General features: G+C 29.6%; 21 protein-coding genes and 1 pseudogene. 10 read left to right on the top strand and 12 right to left on the bottom strand.

All coding sequences use genetic code 11. From position 1 onward, the window contains the following. Positions 1-2: 2 nt before the first annotated feature. Genes AJ888_RS00890 through mrdA form a run of 6 tightly spaced genes read left to right on the top strand, consistent with a single transcriptional unit; the run spans position 3 to position 4,330 of the window. On the top strand, positions 3-491 hold the full coding sequence (locus AJ888_RS00890) for an HAD-IIIA family hydrolase (RefSeq protein WP_002861345.1): 489 nt from the start codon (positions 3-5) through the stop codon (positions 489-491). Further along, the gene (locus tag AJ888_RS00885) at positions 482-997 is read left to right on the top strand and encodes a hypothetical protein (protein WP_002861346.1); all 516 of its coding nucleotides are present in this window, start codon (positions 482-484) and stop codon (positions 995-997) included. Before AJ888_RS00890 ends, AJ888_RS00885 begins: the two co-directional genes overlap by 10 nt. Next, the gene (locus AJ888_RS00880; protein WP_032603304.1) at positions 979-1,440 is read left to right on the top strand and encodes an LptA/OstA family protein; all 462 of its coding nucleotides are present in this window, start codon (positions 979-981) and stop codon (positions 1,438-1,440) included. The genes AJ888_RS00885 and AJ888_RS00880 overlap by 19 nt, the downstream gene beginning before the upstream one ends. Beyond that, entirely contained in the window at positions 1,437-2,033 is a 597-nt protein-coding gene (gene yihA / locus AJ888_RS00875; protein WP_002861348.1) for a ribosome biogenesis GTP-binding protein YihA/YsxC, read from the top strand. Before AJ888_RS00880 ends, yihA begins: the two co-directional genes overlap by 4 nt. Next, a complete protein-coding gene (locus AJ888_RS00870; protein ID WP_044778960.1) occupies positions 2,030-2,524 on the top strand; it encodes a membrane protein in 495 nt (164 codons plus the stop codon). Before yihA ends, AJ888_RS00870 begins: the two co-directional genes overlap by 4 nt. Beyond that, positions 2,525-4,330 carry a penicillin-binding protein 2 gene (gene mrdA, locus AJ888_RS00865; RefSeq protein ID WP_002861350.1) on the top strand — a complete coding sequence of 602 codons (1,806 nt, stop codon included), beginning with the start codon at positions 2,525-2,527 and terminating at the stop codon, positions 4,328-4,330. A 120-nt stretch (positions 4,331-4,450) separates the two neighbouring features. Here the strand turns inward: mrdA and AJ888_RS00860 are convergent, their stop codons facing one another. The 12 genes and pseudogenes from AJ888_RS00860 to AJ888_RS00805 all read right to left on the bottom strand — a co-directional run bounded on the left by AJ888_RS00860 (position 4,451) and on the right by AJ888_RS00805 (position 15,630). After that, positions 4,451-6,241 (bottom strand): aminopeptidase P family protein, encoded by a 1,791-nt coding sequence (locus tag AJ888_RS00860; protein WP_002861351.1) that lies wholly within the window; start codon positions 6,239-6,241, stop codon positions 4,451-4,453. Positions 6,242-6,256: 15 nt separating this feature from the next. Further along, a pseudogene (locus AJ888_RS00855) lies at positions 6,257-7,809 on the bottom strand (peptide MFS transporter). Between the two features lie 172 nt (positions 7,810-7,981). Beyond that, complete coding sequence (locus tag AJ888_RS09320; protein WP_032603306.1) at positions 7,982-8,251, bottom strand: hypothetical protein; 270 nt, start codon at positions 8,249-8,251, stop codon at positions 7,982-7,984. A 187-nt stretch (positions 8,252-8,438) separates the two neighbouring features. Then, positions 8,439-8,624: a hypothetical protein gene (locus tag AJ888_RS09315; RefSeq protein WP_243834128.1), complete on the bottom strand. Its 186-nt coding sequence runs from the start codon at positions 8,622-8,624 to the stop codon at positions 8,439-8,441. 587 nt (positions 8,625-9,211) lie between these two features. After that, positions 9,212-9,370, bottom strand: a complete 159-nt coding sequence (locus AJ888_RS09305) for a hypothetical protein (protein ID WP_002861356.1) — start codon at positions 9,368-9,370, stop codon at positions 9,212-9,214. A gap of 219 nt (positions 9,371-9,589) precedes the next feature. Next, positions 9,590-10,138: a hypothetical protein gene (locus tag AJ888_RS00835; RefSeq protein WP_002861357.1), complete on the bottom strand. Its 549-nt coding sequence runs from the start codon at positions 10,136-10,138 to the stop codon at positions 9,590-9,592. Beyond that, on the bottom strand, positions 10,131-11,237 hold the full coding sequence (locus AJ888_RS00830) for a hypothetical protein (protein ID WP_079396837.1): 1,107 nt from the start codon (positions 11,235-11,237) through the stop codon (positions 10,131-10,133). The genes AJ888_RS00835 and AJ888_RS00830 overlap by 8 nt, the downstream gene beginning before the upstream one ends. Continuing rightward, a complete protein-coding gene (gene era, locus AJ888_RS00825) occupies positions 11,224-12,099 on the bottom strand; it encodes a GTPase Era (protein WP_002861359.1) in 876 nt (291 codons plus the stop codon). Before era ends, AJ888_RS00830 begins: the two co-directional genes overlap by 14 nt. Next, positions 12,096-13,415: an ATP-dependent protease ATPase subunit HslU gene (hslU, locus tag AJ888_RS00820; protein ID WP_002861360.1), complete on the bottom strand. Its 1,320-nt coding sequence runs from the start codon at positions 13,413-13,415 to the stop codon at positions 12,096-12,098. Before hslU ends, era begins: the two co-directional genes overlap by 4 nt. Then, entirely contained in the window at positions 13,412-13,954 is a 543-nt protein-coding gene (hslV, locus tag AJ888_RS00815) for an ATP-dependent protease subunit HslV (protein WP_002776411.1), read from the bottom strand. Before hslV ends, hslU begins: the two co-directional genes overlap by 4 nt. Then, entirely contained in the window at positions 13,954-14,397 is a 444-nt protein-coding gene (gene rplI, locus AJ888_RS00810) for a 50S ribosomal protein L9 (protein ID WP_002781628.1), read from the bottom strand. Before rplI ends, hslV begins: the two co-directional genes overlap by 1 nt. Before the next feature lie 12 nt (positions 14,398-14,409). Next, positions 14,410-15,630 carry an argininosuccinate synthase gene (locus tag AJ888_RS00805; RefSeq protein WP_002861361.1) on the bottom strand — a complete coding sequence of 407 codons (1,221 nt, stop codon included), beginning with the start codon at positions 15,628-15,630 and terminating at the stop codon, positions 14,410-14,412. Positions 15,631-15,784: 154 nt separating this feature from the next. On the opposite strand from AJ888_RS00805, the gene AJ888_RS00800 reads away from it, so the two are divergent. From AJ888_RS00800 to AJ888_RS00785, 4 genes are read left to right on the top strand one after another with little or no spacing between them, the layout of a single operon-like run. After that, positions 15,785-16,030: an RNA-binding S4 domain-containing protein gene (locus AJ888_RS00800; RefSeq protein WP_032603407.1), complete on the top strand. Its 246-nt coding sequence runs from the start codon at positions 15,785-15,787 to the stop codon at positions 16,028-16,030. Beyond that, a complete protein-coding gene (gene tsaE / locus AJ888_RS00795) occupies positions 16,027-16,434 on the top strand; it encodes a tRNA (adenosine(37)-N6)-threonylcarbamoyltransferase complex ATPase subunit type 1 TsaE (RefSeq protein ID WP_002854905.1) in 408 nt (135 codons plus the stop codon). Before AJ888_RS00800 ends, tsaE begins: the two co-directional genes overlap by 4 nt. Then, positions 16,427-17,155, top strand: a complete 729-nt coding sequence (lptB, locus tag AJ888_RS00790) for an LPS export ABC transporter ATP-binding protein (RefSeq protein ID WP_002855252.1) — start codon at positions 16,427-16,429, stop codon at positions 17,153-17,155. Before tsaE ends, lptB begins: the two co-directional genes overlap by 8 nt. Next, positions 17,155-18,405, top strand: coding sequence for an RNA polymerase factor sigma-54 (locus AJ888_RS00785; protein ID WP_002861363.1), 1,251 nt, complete (start codon positions 17,155-17,157; stop codon positions 18,403-18,405). Before lptB ends, AJ888_RS00785 begins: the two co-directional genes overlap by 1 nt. The last annotated feature ends 135 nt before the right edge of the window (positions 18,406-18,540 follow it).

Genomic DNA, 18,540 nt, shown 5'->3' with positions numbered 1-18,540 from the left:
TTATGACAGAATTGATTTTTTTGGATGTAGATGGCTGTTTAACTGATGGGAAGATTATTTATACTTCTAATGGAGAATTTATTAAAGAATTTGATGTAAAAGATGGAGCGGCTATCGAGGCTTGGCTAAAGCTTGGTAAAAAAATTGCTATTATTACAGGTAGAAATTGTCCTTGTGTTGAAAAAAGAGCTAAAGATTTAAAAATAGAAATTTTATATCAAGGCATCAAGGATAAGTTAGCTTGTGCAAAAGAAATTTTACAAAAACTTAATTTAGATTTTTCTCAGTGTGCGGCTATTGGGGATTATTTTAACGATAAGGCTTTGCTTGAAAGTGTAGGACTTAGTTTTAAGCCAAAAGATGGTCATAAAGATTTAAATGTAGACATAGTGCTTAGCAAAAAAGGTGGTAAGGCTGCTATAGCACAGATGATAGAAATTTTAGTAGAAAAAAATCATCTAGAAGAAGAATGGAATAAGCTTTGGCTATAAAAATTTTTGGAATTTTAATTGCTCTTTTTACAATTACTTTTACGATTTTAAGTTTGCAAGATCCGTATTCTTTGAATTTGCAAACTAATGCTTTAAATTTTAAAAATATTGAGGCTAAAAATTTGAAAGCTTATGAGAGTAATGCTAGTACAATTAAGGCATATTATAAGGCAAATTCTTGGGTGAGATATGCAGATAGAGATGAATTTAATGATTTTATTACTTTAAATTTAGATTTTAATCTTAGTGCAAATCGTTTAGAGTTTTTCAATAAAGATATGAGCAAGGTTTTATTTGAAGGAAATGTTACTTATATAGGTACTAATAATGTCAAAATTATTTCTCAAGAGGTAGAATACCAACCTAAGGATAAAATTTTATATACAAATACTGATTTTAAAGCTCTAATTAATGGAAGTATTATTAATGGAAATACTTTAAACTATGATGTAAAAAACAAAATTTTAAATATCCAAGGAGTAAACGCGTGGTTGCAAGACAAATAATTTTATTGTTAGCTTATGCAAGTGTAACTTGGGCAACTCAAATTGAAGTAAAAGCTTTAAATTTTTATTCAGATGAAAATAAGGGTGAAAGTATTCTTAGTGGAAATGTAGAAGTAATTAGGGGTGATGATATTTTAAATTCTGAAAAATTGATTATTTATACGGATAAAAATCGCAAACCTATTCGTTATGAAGCAATGCAAAATGCTACGTTTAAGATTGTTTTAAAGGGTAAAACTTATAAAGGTAGTGGAGATAAATTTATTTATAATGTTATTAAAGATACTTACGAGATTAATGGTCATGCTTATATAAATGAGCTTGGAAGTAATCAAAAACTTTTTGGTGATAAAATAATAGTCGATAGAAAAGCTAATATTTATCGAGTGGAGAGTAAGGATCAAAAACCTGCTCGTTTTGTGTTTGATCTTAAAGACAAATGATAATTAGTGCTAAATTTATCACTTCTTTAGTGAAATTTGATGAGAAATTGAGCTCAAATTTTAGTGAAGTAGCATTTTTAGGGCGTTCCAATGTCGGAAAAAGTTCTTTAATCAATTCTTTGTGCAAACAAAAAAATTTAGCCAAAAGTTCGGCAACTCCTGGAAAAACTCAGCTTATAAATTTTTTCGAAGTAACTTGCAAAAGAAATGAAGAAAAATTTAATATCAATTTTATCGATTTGCCAGGGTTTGGTTATGCAAAGGTTTCTAAAAATTTAAAAGCAATATGGAATCAAAACTTAGATGAATTTTTAAAATTAAGAACCTCGATAAAGTTATTTATACATTTAATCGACTCAAGACATACTCATTTGGAGATCGACGCAAATTTAAATGACTATTTGAAAAGATTTTTACGACCTGATCAAAAAATTTTAAAAGTTTTTACCAAATGTGATAAATTAAATCAAAGTGAAAAAGCTAAGTTAAAAAATAAATTTAAAGACTCTATTTTAGTTTCAAATTTGAATAAAATTGGCCTTGATTCTTTAGAAGATATTATTATCAATCAAACTTTAGGTCTTGATAAATGAGAAGAAATTTAAGTGCTTATAAAGCAAAATTTAATGGAACTTATGTCTTTTTAGGATTTTTTTTTCTAATTTATCAGATTCTTGGTTCGACTTTTGTATATACTCCGTTACTTTATGGGATTTTTTTCTGTTATATGTTTTGCCTGCTAGAAGAGAGAGAAAGGACTTTTTCAAAGCTTGATTTTAGATGGTATTTTTCTTTATTTTTTTTATTTTTTACTGATATAACTTATAATTTTTTTATTTTTTCATCTTGGCTGGCGTTTTTTATTTTTTATTATCTTTGTGCGGATTGGATTAAGACAAATTTAAAAATTGGTAAATTTATCCCTGTTGTTTTTGTGCTTTGTGCTTACGGCATTATTTTGTTTTTGGATATGATATTGTCTTATATTGGAGATGAAAAAATTAAAATTTTAGGATGGGCGTATATTGTTTCAGTTTTTATAGAATGTTGTTTAGCTTATGTGTTTTTTAAAGGTAAAATTTAAATGAGAATGCGTTTAGTTGTTGGATTTATACTATTGTTTTTTATATTTTTATTAAGTCGTGTGTATTATTTGAGTATAAAATCAAATGTATATTATGAAGAACTTGCTAAACAAAATGCCATAAAAACTGAATTTTTAGCACCTGTTAGGGGTCAAATTACAGATAGAAATGGAACTTTATTGGCTATTAATGATTTGGGTTTTAGTATTTCTATTAAACCTTATTTAAGTATTAAAAAGTCAAATAAAGGAATTCTAGATAAAGAACTATCTGAACTTGCAAATTTATTTCCTGATTTAAATGCTAGTAAATTAGCAGAAATTTATAAGAGAAATGATTCTTACTATAATCAAGATTTTATTAAAGTTGTAGATTTTATACCCTACGATGAGATTATTCCGCATTATTCAGAGTTAAATCTTAATAAAACAATAAAAATAGATCCTGTTGTAAAAAGAAAATATCCTTTTGGAAAATTGGCTTCGCATATTATTGGGTATGTAGGTAAGGCAAATTTGCAAGATGTTCAAGAAAATGAAATAGCAAAACTTTCTAACTATACGGGAAAAAGCGGTATAGAACGCTATTATAATGATATTTTACAAGGAGAAAAAGGAACTAGGGTTTATAAGGTTAATGCCTTAAATCAAGAAGTAGAACAGCTTTCTTACACTCCTGCTATGTCTAATGATATAGAACTTACGATAGATATAGAGCTTCAGTCTTATTTAACTTCATTGTTTGAAGGGAATGCTGGAGCTGCTATAATTATGAATGTAAATGATGGATCTATTTTAGCTGCAGGGAGTTTCCCTGAATATGATCTTAATCCTTTTGTAACAGGGATCTCTTTTAAGGATTGGGACGAGCTTTCAAATAGTCTTGATCATCCTTTTACAAATAAACTTATAAATGGATATTATCCTCCAGGTTCTGTTGTAAAAATGGGAGTAGGGCTTTCTTTTTTAAATTCTAAAAATATTAGCCCGACGACTCAATATGTTTGCAATGGAAGCATTGAGCTTGGAGGCAGGTTTTTTAGATGTTGGAATCGATCGGGCCATGGACCTGTGGATTTAAAACATGCGATAAAATATAGTTGTGATGTTTATTTTTATAATGGCAGTTTGCAAGTTGGAATCGATCAAATAAGTGAAACTTTATCTCGCATTGGTTTTGGAGCGAAAACAGGGGTAGATTTACCTAGTGAATTTGTAGGAACTTTACCAAGCAAAGAATGGAAGATGCAAAGATATAGACAATCTTGGTTTCAAGGTGATACTTTAAATACGGCTATAGGTCAAGGTAGTTTTCTTACAACACCTATGCAAATTGCTAGATATACAGCTCAAATCGCAAAAGGTGGAGAGGTTATACCTCATTTTTTAAAAAGCATAGAAAATAACAATACAACTATAGAAAATCAAATGGATGAAAATAAAAAAGAAATTTTTACTTTATTTGAAAAGAGTCAATTGCCTTATATAAGAGATGCAATGTATGCTGTTGCCAATGAGCAAGGAGGAACCTCTTATCGTTATTTGCATAATCTTGATGTGAAAGTTGCAGCAAAAACAGGAACTGCTCAGGTTGTGGGATTTTCACAGACAGATAAAAATAGGGTCGATGAAAAACAATTTGAGTATTATACTAGATCTCATGCGTGGCTCACTTCTTATGCTCCTTATTCTAAGCCAAAATATGTAGTTACCGTTCTTTTGGAACATGGTGGGAGAAATATTACTTCAGGGGCAACTGTAGCTAAAATTTATCAAAAAATGATTGAACTTGGATATTTTAAATAATTTTTAGTTGTAAATCGAGTTTTTCAAAAAAAACTTTTTTAGCAATTGGTTTAAAAACCTTGCATTAAACAAATTATAAGTTTAATACAAGGAAAATTTATCTATGTTAACAAAAGTATCTTAAAAGATGGCTTTTGTTCTTTTTTCAAGCCAAACTAGAGCTTTTGGATAATCACCTAGCTTAGGAGAAAGTTTTTCAAATACTTCTTTGTGATAATTGTTTAACCATTCTTTTTCTTTTTCATCTAACATTTTTATATCAATACAAGATATTTCAAAAGGACAAAGAGTAACAGGTTTAAAGTATAAAAACTCTCCAAAATCTTTATTTTTAGGATTTTCTACTTTGGTATGAATAACTAAATTTTCAAGTCTTATACCCCATTTACCTACTTTATAAATACCTGGCTCTATTGAGGTTAGCATACCTTCTTTGGCTTTTGTTTTTTCAAGCACAGGGGATAGATAAGATAAAACTTGTGGACCTTCATGGACATTTAAAAAATATCCCACGCCATGTCCTGTGCCGTGTATATAGTCAATTTGTTCTTTCCATAAAGGTACGCGTGTGATTGCATCAAGTAGTGGCATAGCTATATCTTTTGGAAAAATTGCACTGGAAATGGCAATATGTGCTTTTAAAACCAAGGTATAGTCATGAATTTGTTCTGCATTAGCCTTTCCTATAGGTACAACGCGTGTAATATCTGTTGTGCCATTTTTATATTGTCCACCAGAATCAATAAGTAAAAGCCCATCTTTTTTAAGATAAGCAAAACTCTCTTTTGTGGCTTTATAATGTGGATATGCTGCGTTTTCGTTAAAGCCTGCTATAGTGGCAAAACTATCACTTATGTAGTACTTGCTTTGTGCTCTAAATTCGCTTGCTTTAGCATCTATGTCTAATTCGCTTATTAATTCTTTATTTTCTATCGCTTCTTCAAGCCAGGCAAAAAATTTACATAAAGCCACTCCATCTTCTATCATAGCATCTTGTATATGCGCTATTTCTTTTGTATTTTTAGCTGCTTTTAAGTGAGTGCTTGGATTAATTTCTTGAATGATTTTTACGCTTTTATCTAAAGAATTTATGAGTAAAGCGGTCATTTTTGAAGGCTCAATAAGCAAATTTGTATTTGCAAGTTTTTCAAGCTCCATGATGATTTCATCATAATTTTTAAGCCAAAACCCATCTAAATTTAATTTTTTTTCAAGTTCTGAATTTACTTTTTTCTGATCAACAAAAAGCAAAGCTTTGTCTTCCAAGATTAGCAAATGACTTAAAAATACAGGATTATAATTTACATCATTCCCTCTTAAATTTGTAAGCCAAGCTATATCATCAAGGCTGGAGATTAAATGAGAGGTAGCATTTAAATTTTTCATTTTTTGACGCACTAATGCTAATTTTTCTTTTCTTGAGTAAGAGCAGTATTCTAGTTCGTGTTCATAAATTTTTTCTTGTGGTAAAGTGGGACGATCTTTCCAAAGTGGACTTATCAAATCTATATGTTTTAAATTTGCCTTGCAATTAATCTGTAAATCTTTTTGTAAAGATAAAGGTAAAAGTGCAAAATCGATGCCTAAAATTTGATCTTCGCTTAAATTTTTTTCCAACCATTTGGTAAAAGTATTTTTAGCATCTTGTTTTTGTAAAAGTATGCCGCTACCTTCTAATTCCTTTTGTGCTTGAAGCCAATATCTTCCATCTACCCACAAAAAGCCCTCTTCTTGTGTGATAAGAACTGTTCCAACAGAACCCTTAAAGCCACTGATAAAGACTCTGTTTTTGTAATATTCTGGTAAATATTCGCTCAAATGCGGATCCGCGCTTAAGATGAGATAGGCGTCAATATTATTTTCTTTCATTAATCTTCTAAGTTCTAATACTCTTTGTTTGTAAATACTCATATTTTCTCCTTAATATTAATTTTTTAGTATTTTATTGATAGGTTTTTTGAGTATAAGTAAAATTATAACAGCACCAAGTAATATCCACATACATTGGTAAAATAAATTTGGCAAATAAGCTATATTTTCTTCACTTGCTTTACCACCTATGAATCCAGCTAAAGCATTGCCTAATGCACTTGCTACAAACCAAAGTCCCATGACTTGAGATTTAATTAAATTAGGTGCAATTTTTGTCATTATAGAAAGTCCCACAGGAGAAAGGCAAAGCTCTCCTAAAACCATAAGCAAAAAGCTACTGACAAGCCACCAAGGTGAAACTAAAATAATTTGTGATGAATTTTCTAAATTTTCTCTTAATGTATTAGCATCACCATTTAAACTAATCGCATGATTTGAAGCTAAAGCCATTATTAAAAATGCCAAAGCTGCACCCAAAAGTCCTAATGCAAATTTAATAATAGATGAAATTTCTTTATTATTTTTGGCACATATAGTCCATATAAAAGCACTAAAAGGTGCAAAAAGTATAACAAATAAACCTCCAAGAGATTGAAACCATATTGTAGGAATTTCATAATTTAATATGGTTTTATCCGTTAATTTTTCTGCAAAAAAATTAAAAGAAGTGTATTGTTGCTCATATACTGACCAAAATAACGCAGCCGCTAAAAATAAAACAATAAAAATAATTAAATTTCTTTTTTCTTCTATTTTTAAAGAAGTAAAAGCGAAAAGATATAAAAAATAAATTCCAGCACAAGCTAAGATAGTTAAAATAATATTTTTATTAATAACTTGTGCATCTAATTTTATAAAACCATCAAGGATTAAAAATATTGCTCCAAGTAAAACAATACCTGATACAATGATGATGTAAAATGCATTTTTGCTTTTTTTGCTTGGTCTATCCCAAGTAGAGTCTATGCCAACTTTTTCATCAAATTCTTTTAAATCAGGCATAGTTTTTAGGTAGAAAATAATTACCGCTAAAAGCATACCAATCCCACCTGCACCAAAACCAAAATGCCATCCGTATTCTTTTTGTAAAAAGCCGCAAATTAAAGGAGCTACAAAAGCACCAAAATTAAAGCACATATAAAAAAGAGTAAAACCAGAGTCACGCCTTGCATCATTTTTTTATAAAGCATTCCAACCATTACAGAAGCACAAGTTTTAAAAAGTCCTGTACCTATAACCAAAAAAAACATACCAACAAAAATCATTTTATTGTTAAAATAAGAAAAGGCTATGCACAAATGTCCAAATGCTATAGTTAAAGCACCTAGTAAAATTGCTCTTTTTTGTCCTAAGTAATTATCCGCAAGCCATCCACCTGGCAAAGCAGCAAGATATAAACAACTTGCAAAAATTCCCATAATTGCACTTGCTTCTTCAGGTTTTAAGTTCATTCCGATTTTTTCAAAACTTGCTATCATAAAAAGGTAAAGCAAGGGACGAATTCCGTAAAAAGAAAATCTTTCCCAAAGCTCAGTAAGTGAAAGAGATAAAAGTGGTTTTGGATGTCCAAAAAATGAAGTATCTAAATTTTTTACATTTTTACTCAATTTATATCCTTTGTGTATTTTTATTTATAAATTATAGACAAGAAATTAAAAAAATATGTATAACTTTGTAATATTTTTAAATGATTTATATCATAATGTTACTTTTTTGCAAATATAAAAAAAAGAAATATTAAGATCAATTTTCAACTTTGGTGTATTTTGTATTTTAAGTTTAGTTAGATAATTGCTTATTTTTTTCGTTAAGAATTTTATAAATTGGTTTTTTAGCAATAAAAAGTAAAAGCGCTATAACAAAAAGCATCCACATGCATTGTTCAAAAATATTAGGAAGTTGATCGATGTTTTTAATATTGACATTTCCTCCTATAAGTCCTGCAACAAAATTTCCAAGTGCACTTGCTACAAACCAAAGTCCCATGACTTGATTTTCGATTAAATCAGGGGTAATCTCAGCCATTATAGAGAGTCCAATAGGAGACATGCATAGTTCCACAAGTGTTAAAAGAATATACTTATAATAATCCAAGCCATGGATATTGGTAAACCATTGTTGTTTATTAGACTTTGTGAAGCAAAGGTCATTATCATAAAACCAATACCGGCAAATAATATTTCTAAAGTAAATTTTCCAATGGAAGAAAAATATATATTTTTTTCTCTAAAAATAACTAAATATAACTTGCTATAGGAGTAAGTATGATGATAAAAATTGGATTAAAAGATTGAAACCAGTTTGTTGGAATTTTCCAATCAAAAATATTTCTATTTGTAAAATCTTGCGCAAAAAGATTATAAGCAGTAGGTTTTTGTTTAAAAGTACTCCAAAAAAAAGTGGCTGCAAAGAATAAAACAATTAAAATTGTTAATTGCTGTTTTTCTCTTTTATTTAAGGCTTTAAAAACAAAAAGATATATGAAATAAATTTACCAAACATAGCAAAAAGTTTTTTTGATAGTATCATGAGATTAATATCTACAAGATTAATAAAAATTAGAAAAAATCCAATAATACTTAACAGGCTTATACTTTAGCATAAGAGTTAAATTTTTACTTTTTTAAATGGTTGTTCCCAGTTTTGCTTTAAGGTGCAATTTTTATGAAATTCTTCAAGCTCAGGGGCAGCTTTAAAATATAAAATAAGCAAAGAGATTAGCATACCTAAACCTCCTCCAAATCATAAATGATAATTCCATTTTGATTGAACAAAACCACATATAAGAGGAGCAATGAATGCTTCAATGTTAATTCCTATATAAAAAATTGTATAGCTAGTACTGCATCTTGTATCATTTTGTTTTTATGTAACATTCCAACCATTACAGAAGCGCTGGTTTTAAAAATCCAGTACCAATAACGATAAAAGCAAGCCCTAGGAAAAATATAGGTGTGCTTAAAATAGATAAGGCTATGCTAATATGTCCTAAAGCTATAATAAAAGAACCTAGAAATAAAGCCTTTTTTGCTCTAAATAATTATCAGTAATCCAGTCTTTAGGAAGTGCTGCTAAATACAAGCATCCTGCAATGCCATAAATTGCCAAGGCGTATTGAGTGCCTATTCCAAGTCCACCTTTGTTTATGGTTGTTGGAATAAAAAGCAAATCTTTCCCAAAGTTCTACCATTGATAGAGAGAATAAAGGCTTGGGATGACCTAGGAAATTTGTATCGAGTTTTTGTATTTCTTGCTTAGTCACTTCCCAACACCTTTCTTTTTTATGCTTAAAATATTTTAACTAATAGTAATAGAAAAATAATTAAATTACAATATTTTTAAATATTTTTTTATAATAATATTTAAAAATATAACATTTTAATATTATTATAAATTAATAAATTTAAACATTAAATCAAGCTTTAATTTTAAACCCTGTGTATTGTATAGTTTTATTTTATCAATTTTTAAAGCTATAGGAAGATTTTCTAAATTTTGTATAAAATTGAGCAAGTCTTTAAAGTTGCCATTTAAACTTAGAGAAATATAATTATAGTGGATAAAATTTTTGTTTTCTTGGGAAAATTTTATTTCATTAATGGTTAAATTTTTGGATAAATTATTGATTTTTTTATTGAAAAAATCTTTATCATAAGAAAATAAATGCAATTTTTCTTTATAGTATTTTAATTTTTCTTCCTCTGTTTTTATCTGTTTTGTTAGCTTTGTCTCTATTTCTTTAAGATGTGAAATTTCTATTTTTGCTTCATTTAATGCAAGATAATTATGTTCTATTAATGTTTTTTGAAAAATATCTTCCAAAAAGTGATCGTGAATTTTAAAAGCTAAAAACAAAGCACAAAGGCAGATAAAAGAAATAAAAAGAAATTTTTCCCTAGGATTTAAATTTTGCAAAAATACTTCTATTTTATTCATGTATGACTTCTAATATGATATTAAATGTTTCTTCATTTTTATCAAAAATTTTAAAAGCAGAATTTAGATTTTCTAATGCTCTTTTAAAGTGGTTTTCATCGATAAAAGAAAGAATGATTTTTGTTTGTTCAAATTCAAGATTTGTGATTTTAAGTTCATTGGAGTTAAGCCATGATATGATTTGATTTAGAATGATTGCCTTATTTTTTTCTAAATTGATTTCTTTTGTTATGATGGATAAAATATGAAATTGTTGTTGTGTAGATAATATTTTATTAGAAAGAGTAAAGTTTAAATCTTGTATGTTTGTTAATAATTTTTGCTTATCTTGTTTTAGTTTAGAAATTTCTTCTTGTATGATAAAATTTTTATTTTGAATTTCCTTATTTTGTTTGTACTCTATAAAATCTTTAAATAATAAAATTATCATACTAAGACTAAAGCTAAAAATAAATATTAATATAATTTTAAAAGAAATAGATATTTTTATTTTATTATGCTTGATAAAATTACAATTTTGATCTAGATTTTTTATACTATATGAACTTAATTTCAATAAACTATTTTTATCAAGAATATCATTTAGATTTAAACATTTTATTTGAGATGAGAAGTAATGTTTGATTGTATCCAAATCCTGATAAAGTAGCAGTTTGCTTTCATAGTGTTTTAAAAGTTCTATAAATCGATTTTGTTTAAAAAATAAATCCATATTACTTGGGTTGAAATTTTCGATTTTTTTAAGATTGATAAATTTTCCTTCTTGGTAAAAATATAAATATAAAGTTTGATCATATAAATTTAAAACACAATAATCACTTTCCTTAATAAATCTTTCATCAAACAAAGCTTGAAAAATTAAAGGTTCGGGAAAGCAAAAACGACTTTTTTTCAATTTGTAAACAGGTGCTAAAAAACAATGATAAATTTCATTATGTTTAAAAAAAGCTATTTGATAGTCAAAGGGTTTACTTAGCTTAAAATCTGCGGTTAAATTGTTAAAAAGTTCGTCTTCTTTGGATATTCCCGTTCTTTGAGTATAAAGCAAATCTGTAGATTTTATAAAATTTATTTTATTTAATGAATTAATTTTCATCATTTAAAAGTTTTTTTAAAAATTCTTCATCTTTTTGCCAGTTTTTTTTCACTGTTACGAAAAGCTTTAAAAGTACCTTTTTTTGTGCAAGTTTTGAAATTTTAAAGCGTGCATCTTTGCCTATTCTTTTTAAAGTTGCCCCTTCTTTTCCTATAAGCATACCCTTGTGAGAGTTTGTATCGGTGATGATATTGGCTTCTAGGATTAAAAGATTAGGTGTGTCTTTGGTGCGATGGATAAGCACTTCGCTACTATAAGGAAGCTCATCGCTTAAATTTTCATAAATACTTTCAAGTATAAAATCTCTATAAAGTTCTTTTTCGCTACTCGCACTTAAAAATTCAGGATCATAAAAATACTCATGTTCATCAAGGTATTTTACTATCTCATCTAATAAATCTTTTTTATAGTTTTTTTTCTTGGAGGAATAAGGAATGATAGCCTTAAAATATTCGCTAAATTTTGCATATTCACTAAGTTTTTTTAAAAGCGTAGCATTATCGGTTAAATCTACTTTATTTAAAGCGATGATATGTGGTACTTGTGGGCTTAGACTAAGAAAATTTTCATAGTCTTTTGTGTTATCAAAAACACTTGCCACAAATAAAATCATATCACAATCCCTCATGGATTTAATAGCACTTTGGACAAGCAGTTGATTAAGCCTAGCACCGCTTTCGTGAAGTCCTGGGGTATCGATGAAAATGATTTGATTTTTTTCATGCATCACTATGGCTTTGATTTTACGCCTTGTGGCATTTTGTTTGTGAGAAACTAGGGCGATTTTTTCTTCTAATAAGGAATTGATTAAAGTACTTTTTCCTGCATTAGTACGCCCTATGATGCTAACAAAGCCACTTTTCACAAAATATACCTTGCAAGATCTTTATTTTCTATGATATCTCCGAGTTTTTCTTCTACCATTTTTTTATCCACTACGAATTTTTTACCTGCATACTCATCAGCTTCAAAGCTTAAATCTTCAAGTAATTTTTCTATCACAGTATGCAAGCGTCTAGCACCTATATCTTGCATTTCTTCATTAGCTCTTGAAGCTATTTTTGCTATTTCTTTAATTGCTTCATCGTCAAAATCAAGTTCTAATTTTTCAGTTTTTAAAAGCTGAGAGTATTGTTTTAAAAGCGAATTTTTAGGGCGTGTTAAAATTTCATAAAGAGCTTTATCATCAAGACTATCTAATTCCACTCTTAAAGGAAAGCGTCCCTGAAGTTCAGGGATAAGATCACTTGGTTTGCTAAGATGAAAAGCCCCTGCAGCGATAAAAAGAATATGATCGGTTTTTAAAGTGCCTATTTTTGTTTGTACATTTGATCCCTCGACTATAGGAAGTAAGTCTCTTTGCACCCCTTCTTTACTTGGATCTTGGCGGTTTGAATTTCCGCTTGAAACAGCGATTTTATCGATTTCATCAATAAAAATAATCCCTTCATTTTCCGCCCTTTTTAAGGCTTCGCTTTTGATACTTTCTTGATCTAGGATTTTTTCTCCTGCTTCGTTTTTTAAAGCATTTTTAGCGTCTTTGATTTTCATTTCTTTTTTGACTTTTTTACTGCCAACGCCTATAACCTTAACTATATCTTGCATTGCACCCATTTCAGGAGGTAGGTTAGGATTGGTATCAAACATATTTTGTGAAATTTCTATCTCTATCGTGCTTTCATCAAGATCGCCATTTCTTAGTTTAGTTCTCATTTTTTCAAGACTGTTTTTATATTCTTCTTGTTTTTCATCGCTGATACCCTTTGGTAAAGGTGGTAAAAGTTTTTCTAAAATTTTATTTTCTATAAATTCATCGATTTTATCTTTGTTTTTTTCTCTTTGCTCATTTTTTACCAAATTTAAAGCTGCATTGGCAAGATCTCTTACCATGCTTTCCACATCACGACCTACAAAACCTACTTCAGTATATTTACTCGCTTCGATTTTGATGAAAGGAAAGCCCATCATTTTAGCTAAACGCCTAGCGATTTCTGTTTTTCCCACACCTGTAGAACCTATCATTAAGATATTTTTAGGCACGATATCATCTTGCAACTCAGGGCTAAGTTGCATTCTGCGGTAGCGATTTCTTAAAGCTATAGCTATGATTTTTTTAGCTTTTTTTTGTCCTATAACATAATCATCTAAAAATTTAACAATTTCTTTTGGAGTTAGATTCATTTCTCATCCTCGATTACATAAGTTTTGATATTGGTATTAGTATAAATGCAAATTTCACCTGCGATTTGAAGGCTTGATTTTACAAGTTCTTCTTCATCTAAATTTGCATGTTTTGCTAAGGCTCTAGCAGCTGAAAGTGCATAGTTTCCACCACTTCCTATGGCTGCGATTTGCCCATCTTCAGGTTCGACCACATCGCCTGTACCAGAAAGTAGAAAAATGTGATTTCTATCAAGTACAAGCATCATGGCTTCAAGTTTTCTTAGGTATTTATCTTTTCTCCATTCTTTAGAAAAGTCAATCGCTGCTTTTAAAAGATCGCCTTTAGAACTTTGAAGGAGATTTTCAAACATATCAAAAAGATTAAAAGCATCAGCTGTTGATCCTGCAAAACCTGCTAAAACTTTTCCATTGTTGAGTTTTCTAATCTTTACAGCATTGCCTTTTAGCACCGTATTTCCAAAGCTTACTTGTCCATCTCCGCCGATTACGGATTTATTTTTACCTTTGTAAGCTAAAATCGTTGTTGCGTGAAACATTATTCTGCCTTTATATTTATGTTAAATTTAGCATGGATTGCGTGTCCAAGTTTTACGCTTACTTCGTGGATTCCTAAGCTTTTTAAGGTGTCGCATTCTAAACTTTTTTTATCGATTTCTATATGGCTTTGTTCTTTTAGGGCGTGAGCGATTTCATCTTTGGTTACGCCACCAAACAAACTTCCATTTGCACCTACGGGTTTTGAAATTTCAAGAGTGATTTTGCTAAGTTCTTCTTTGAGTTTTTCTAAATTTGCGATTTCAAAGCGTAAATTTTCAGCCTCTTTTTTCTTGTCGCTTTCGTATTTTCTTAAAACTTCATTAGTAGCTGCTTTAGCAAAGCCTTTAGCGATTAAGAAATTTTGTCCGTAGCCGTCTTTTACTTCTTTTATTTCTCCTGCTTTTCCAAGTGCTTTTACATCTTTGATTAATAATACTTTCATTTTATTCCTTTATTAAAATTTTCTTCCATTTTTTCCTGCAATGATAAAACGCAAAGCATTAAGCTTGATAAAGCCTGCTGCGTCTTTTTGATTATACACTTCATCTTCTTCAAAAGTACAATAAGCTGCGTTAAACAAGCTATCATTTGCACTTTCGCGTCCTATAACCATCACATTGCCTTTATAAAGCTCGAGTTTTACTCTACCATTGGCATGAATTTGAGACTCATCGATTAAGGCTTGAAGCATCATTCTTTCAGGCGAGAACCAATAGCCATTATAAATTAAACTTGCGTATTTTGGCATGAGTTCATCTTTTAAGTGTGCTGCTTCTCTATCAAGCGTGATGCTTTCAAGAGCTCTGTGTGCTTTTAAAAGTATAGTACCGCCTGGAGTTTCGTAACAACCACGACTTTTCATTCCTACATAGCGATTTTCTACTATATCAAGGCGTCCTATACCGTGTTTGCAGCCTAGTTCGTTAAGTTTGGTTAAAAGTCCTGCAGGACTTAGTTTTTCTCCATTTATCGCTACTAAATCTCCCTTTTGGAAATCAAGTTCTATAATTTCACTTTCATTTGGAGCGTCTTTTGGGCTTTTACTCCATCTCCACATATCTTCTTGGGGTGCGTGTGCAGGATCTTCTAAAACAAGTCCTTCATAAGAAATATGAAGTAAATTTGCGTCCATAGAATAAGGAGATTTTCCTTTTTTCTTAGAAATATCAATACCGTGTTTTTGTGCATAAGCAAGGAGTTTTTCACGACTGTTTAAATCCCACTCACGCCATGGAGCGATGATTTTTAAATCGGGATTAAAAGCAAGATAACCAAGTTCAAAACGCACTTGATCATTTCCTTTGCCTGTGGCACCATGACTTACCGCATCAGCACCTGTTTGCAGGGCAATTTGTGCTTGAGTTTTTGCTATAAGTGGTCTTGCTATACTTGTTCCTAAAAGATATTCTCCTTCATAAATCGCATTGGCTCTAAACATAGGAAATACATAATCTTTAACAAATTCATCTCTTAAATCTTTAATGAAAATATTTTCTTCTTTTATACCTAAAGAAAGGGCTTTTTTTCTTGCAGGTTCGAGTTCTTCGCCTTGACCAATATCTGCTGTAAAAGTTACAACTTCACAATTATACTCATCTTGAAGCCATTTTAAAATGATGCTCGTATCAAGCCCCCCAGAATACGCTAAAACTACTTTTTTTACTTCATTTTTCATAAGATATCCTTTGCTAAAATAGATTTGAAAATTGTAAAATTGTATCCAAATTTCATTAAAGAAAAGTTTTTACTTGCTATTTTCTTAAAAAATAAAGCAAAGGCGTAAGCAAATTTTGTTCCAAAAATTGATTTTTTTTGCTAAAATTGCTTTTATGAGAGTAGATAAATTTTTAAATGTAGTTAATATCACGAAAAGAAGAGCTATTTCTGAAGATATGTGTAAAAGTGGTATAGTGGGGATTAATGGCGTTATTGTTAAAGCGAGTAAAGAGGTTAAGGTGGGTGATATTATCACTTTACATTTTATTGAATACACTCAAAAATATAAAGTCCTAGCTATACCTAGCACGAAAAGCATTCCTAAAAATGCACAAAATGAATATGTGGTAAAATTATGAAAGAATTTATTTTAGCAAAAGATGAGATCAAAACGATGCTTCAAATAATGCCTAAAGAAGGTGTTGTTTTGCTTCAAGGAGATTTGGCTAGCGGAAAAACAAGCTTGGTGCAAGCTTGGGTTAAATTTCTTGGTCTTGATGCAAGGGTAGATTCTCCAACTTTTTCCACTATGCAAAAATATGAAAATCATGATATTTGCATTTATCATTATGATATTTATCAAGAAGGTTTAGAAGGACTTTTAGCGAATGGTTTATTTGAAAATTTTTTTGAAAAAGGTTTACATTTGGTTGAATGGGGCGGTGAAAATTTGAAAAAAACTTTAATGAAATTTGGAATTTCTACTATCCAGATTAAAATTAGCATTAAAGACGACAAAAGAAAGTATGAAATTTATGAGTAAATTAGAAATTGTAAATTTAGAAAAAATTATTAAAAAAACTAAGATTATACATGGAATTTCTTTAGAGGTTAATAGCGGAGAGGTTGTAGGACTTTTAGGGCCAAATGGCGCAGGAAAAACGACAACTTTTTATATGATATGTGGACTTATTTCCCCAAGCAGTGGAAAAGTTCTTTTAGACGGTTTAGATGTGACAAAAGATCCTTTAAACAAAAGAGCTAGATCAGGGATAGGTTATTTACCTCAAGAAAGTAGTATTTTTAAGGATTTAAGTGTAGAAGATAACCTGCTTTTAGCGGCTCAGATTTTTTATAAAGATAAAAAAATTTTACATGATAAAGTTGAGCAAATGCTTGAACTCTTAAGTATAGAGCCTATTCGTTTAAGGAAAGGTTTAAGTTTAAGTGGAGGTGAAAGAAGGCGTTGTGAGATCGCTAGAAGCTTGATGTGCGAACCTAAGTTTTTGCTTCTTGATGAGCCTTTTGCAGGTGTTGATCCTATAGCAGTGGCTGAAATTCAAACTTTAATTAAAGAGCTTAAAAGATTGGGGATTGGGGTTTTAATTACCGATCATAATGTGCGTGAGACTTTGGCTATTTGTGATAGAGCTTATGTTATAAGATCAGGTTCTTTACTTGCTAGTGGGAATGCTGATGAAATTGCAACCAATAAAGACGTGAAAAAGTATTATTTAGGAGCGGAGTTTAAACTCCTTGATTGATGTTAAAGCAAAAAATCACCCAAGCACCCAAGACTAAAATTTCTCAAACTTTACGCTCTTGGTTGCCGATTTTACAAGTAAATATAGAGGATTTAAAAGAAAATTTAGATAAATTTGCTGAGGATAATCCTTTCTTAAATGTTCAAGATTCGATACAAACTCATGATAAGGGTAAGAATTATTTTGATTTATTTTATAAACATAATGTAAATTCGGCTTTTGTGGATAGTAAAGGACTTGCCAAAAAAAGTGTTTATGAGCTTTTAAATGAACAGATTCTTCCTCCTTTGTTTCCTACAAACAAATCTCAAGAACTTGCAAAAAAAATTATAGAATGCTTAAATGAGGAAGGATATTTTGAATACGATGAAGAATTTTTAAAAGAGTATTCCTTAGAAGAAATTGAGCGAGTAAGAGCAAGATTTAAATTTTTAGATCCTGTAGGAGTAGGAGCTAAAGATTATAAAGAAGCGTTTTTATTTGCTCTTGAAAATATGGAGTTGGATGAAGATATTGATGAATTTTGTAGAATGTTAATTATGGATTTTGAAAATATGCAAAACTATACTAAAGAGCCTTTATATAAAGAAGCATTAGCTGTACTTAAGCGCTTTAGTACTCCTCCTTTTTTGGAATATTTTGAAGATTCTCGTATAATTGTTCCTGATATTTTTGTTTATAAAGAAAATGGTGAAATTAAAGTAAAAATCAATGATGATTATTATCCTGAAATTTCAATCCAAACTGATGGTTTAGAGCATGATTTTTTAAGTCATTACATCAAAGAAGCAAAAAATTTAGTCGATGCTCTAGCGATGAGAAAAGCTACTCTTTATAAAATAGGGCTTATGATAGTAGAATATCAATATGATTTTTTCATGGGAAAAGAGATAAAACCTATGACTTTTAAGGATTTAGCACTTGATTTAGAACGTAATGCTTCGACTATATCAAGAGCTGTGGCAAATAAATATTTAAGTTGTGAAAGAGGACTTATTCCCTTGCGTGATTTTTTTGCTTTTGCTCTTGATGAAGAGGGAGAGACTTCAAATGTAGGTGTTAAAGAATTTGTGGCAAATTTAGTAAAGAATGAAGATCGCAATAAACCTTTAAGCGATAGTAAAATTTTAGAATTAATCAAAGAAGAATTTAAGGTCGATATCGGACGAAGAACTATTACAAAATATCGCAAACATCTTAATATAGCAAGCTCTACAGATAGAAAAAAAATATATGAACTTGAAGGATAAAATTCTATCAATCTATCAAACCCATTACGCTTGTGTTTTATATTTAAATTTAATTTAAATAATTTAAAAAATTGTTATTTTTATTTTTATAAATATTATTCTTTAATTTAAAAATGTGATACAATAATAACTGTT

Source organism: Campylobacter sp. BCW_6467 (assembly GCF_001762855.1).
Classification (GTDB): Bacteria; Campylobacterota; Campylobacteria; order Campylobacterales; family Campylobacteraceae; genus Campylobacter_D; species Campylobacter_D jejuni.
This window is presented reverse-complemented; position numbering and strand designations above follow the sequence as displayed.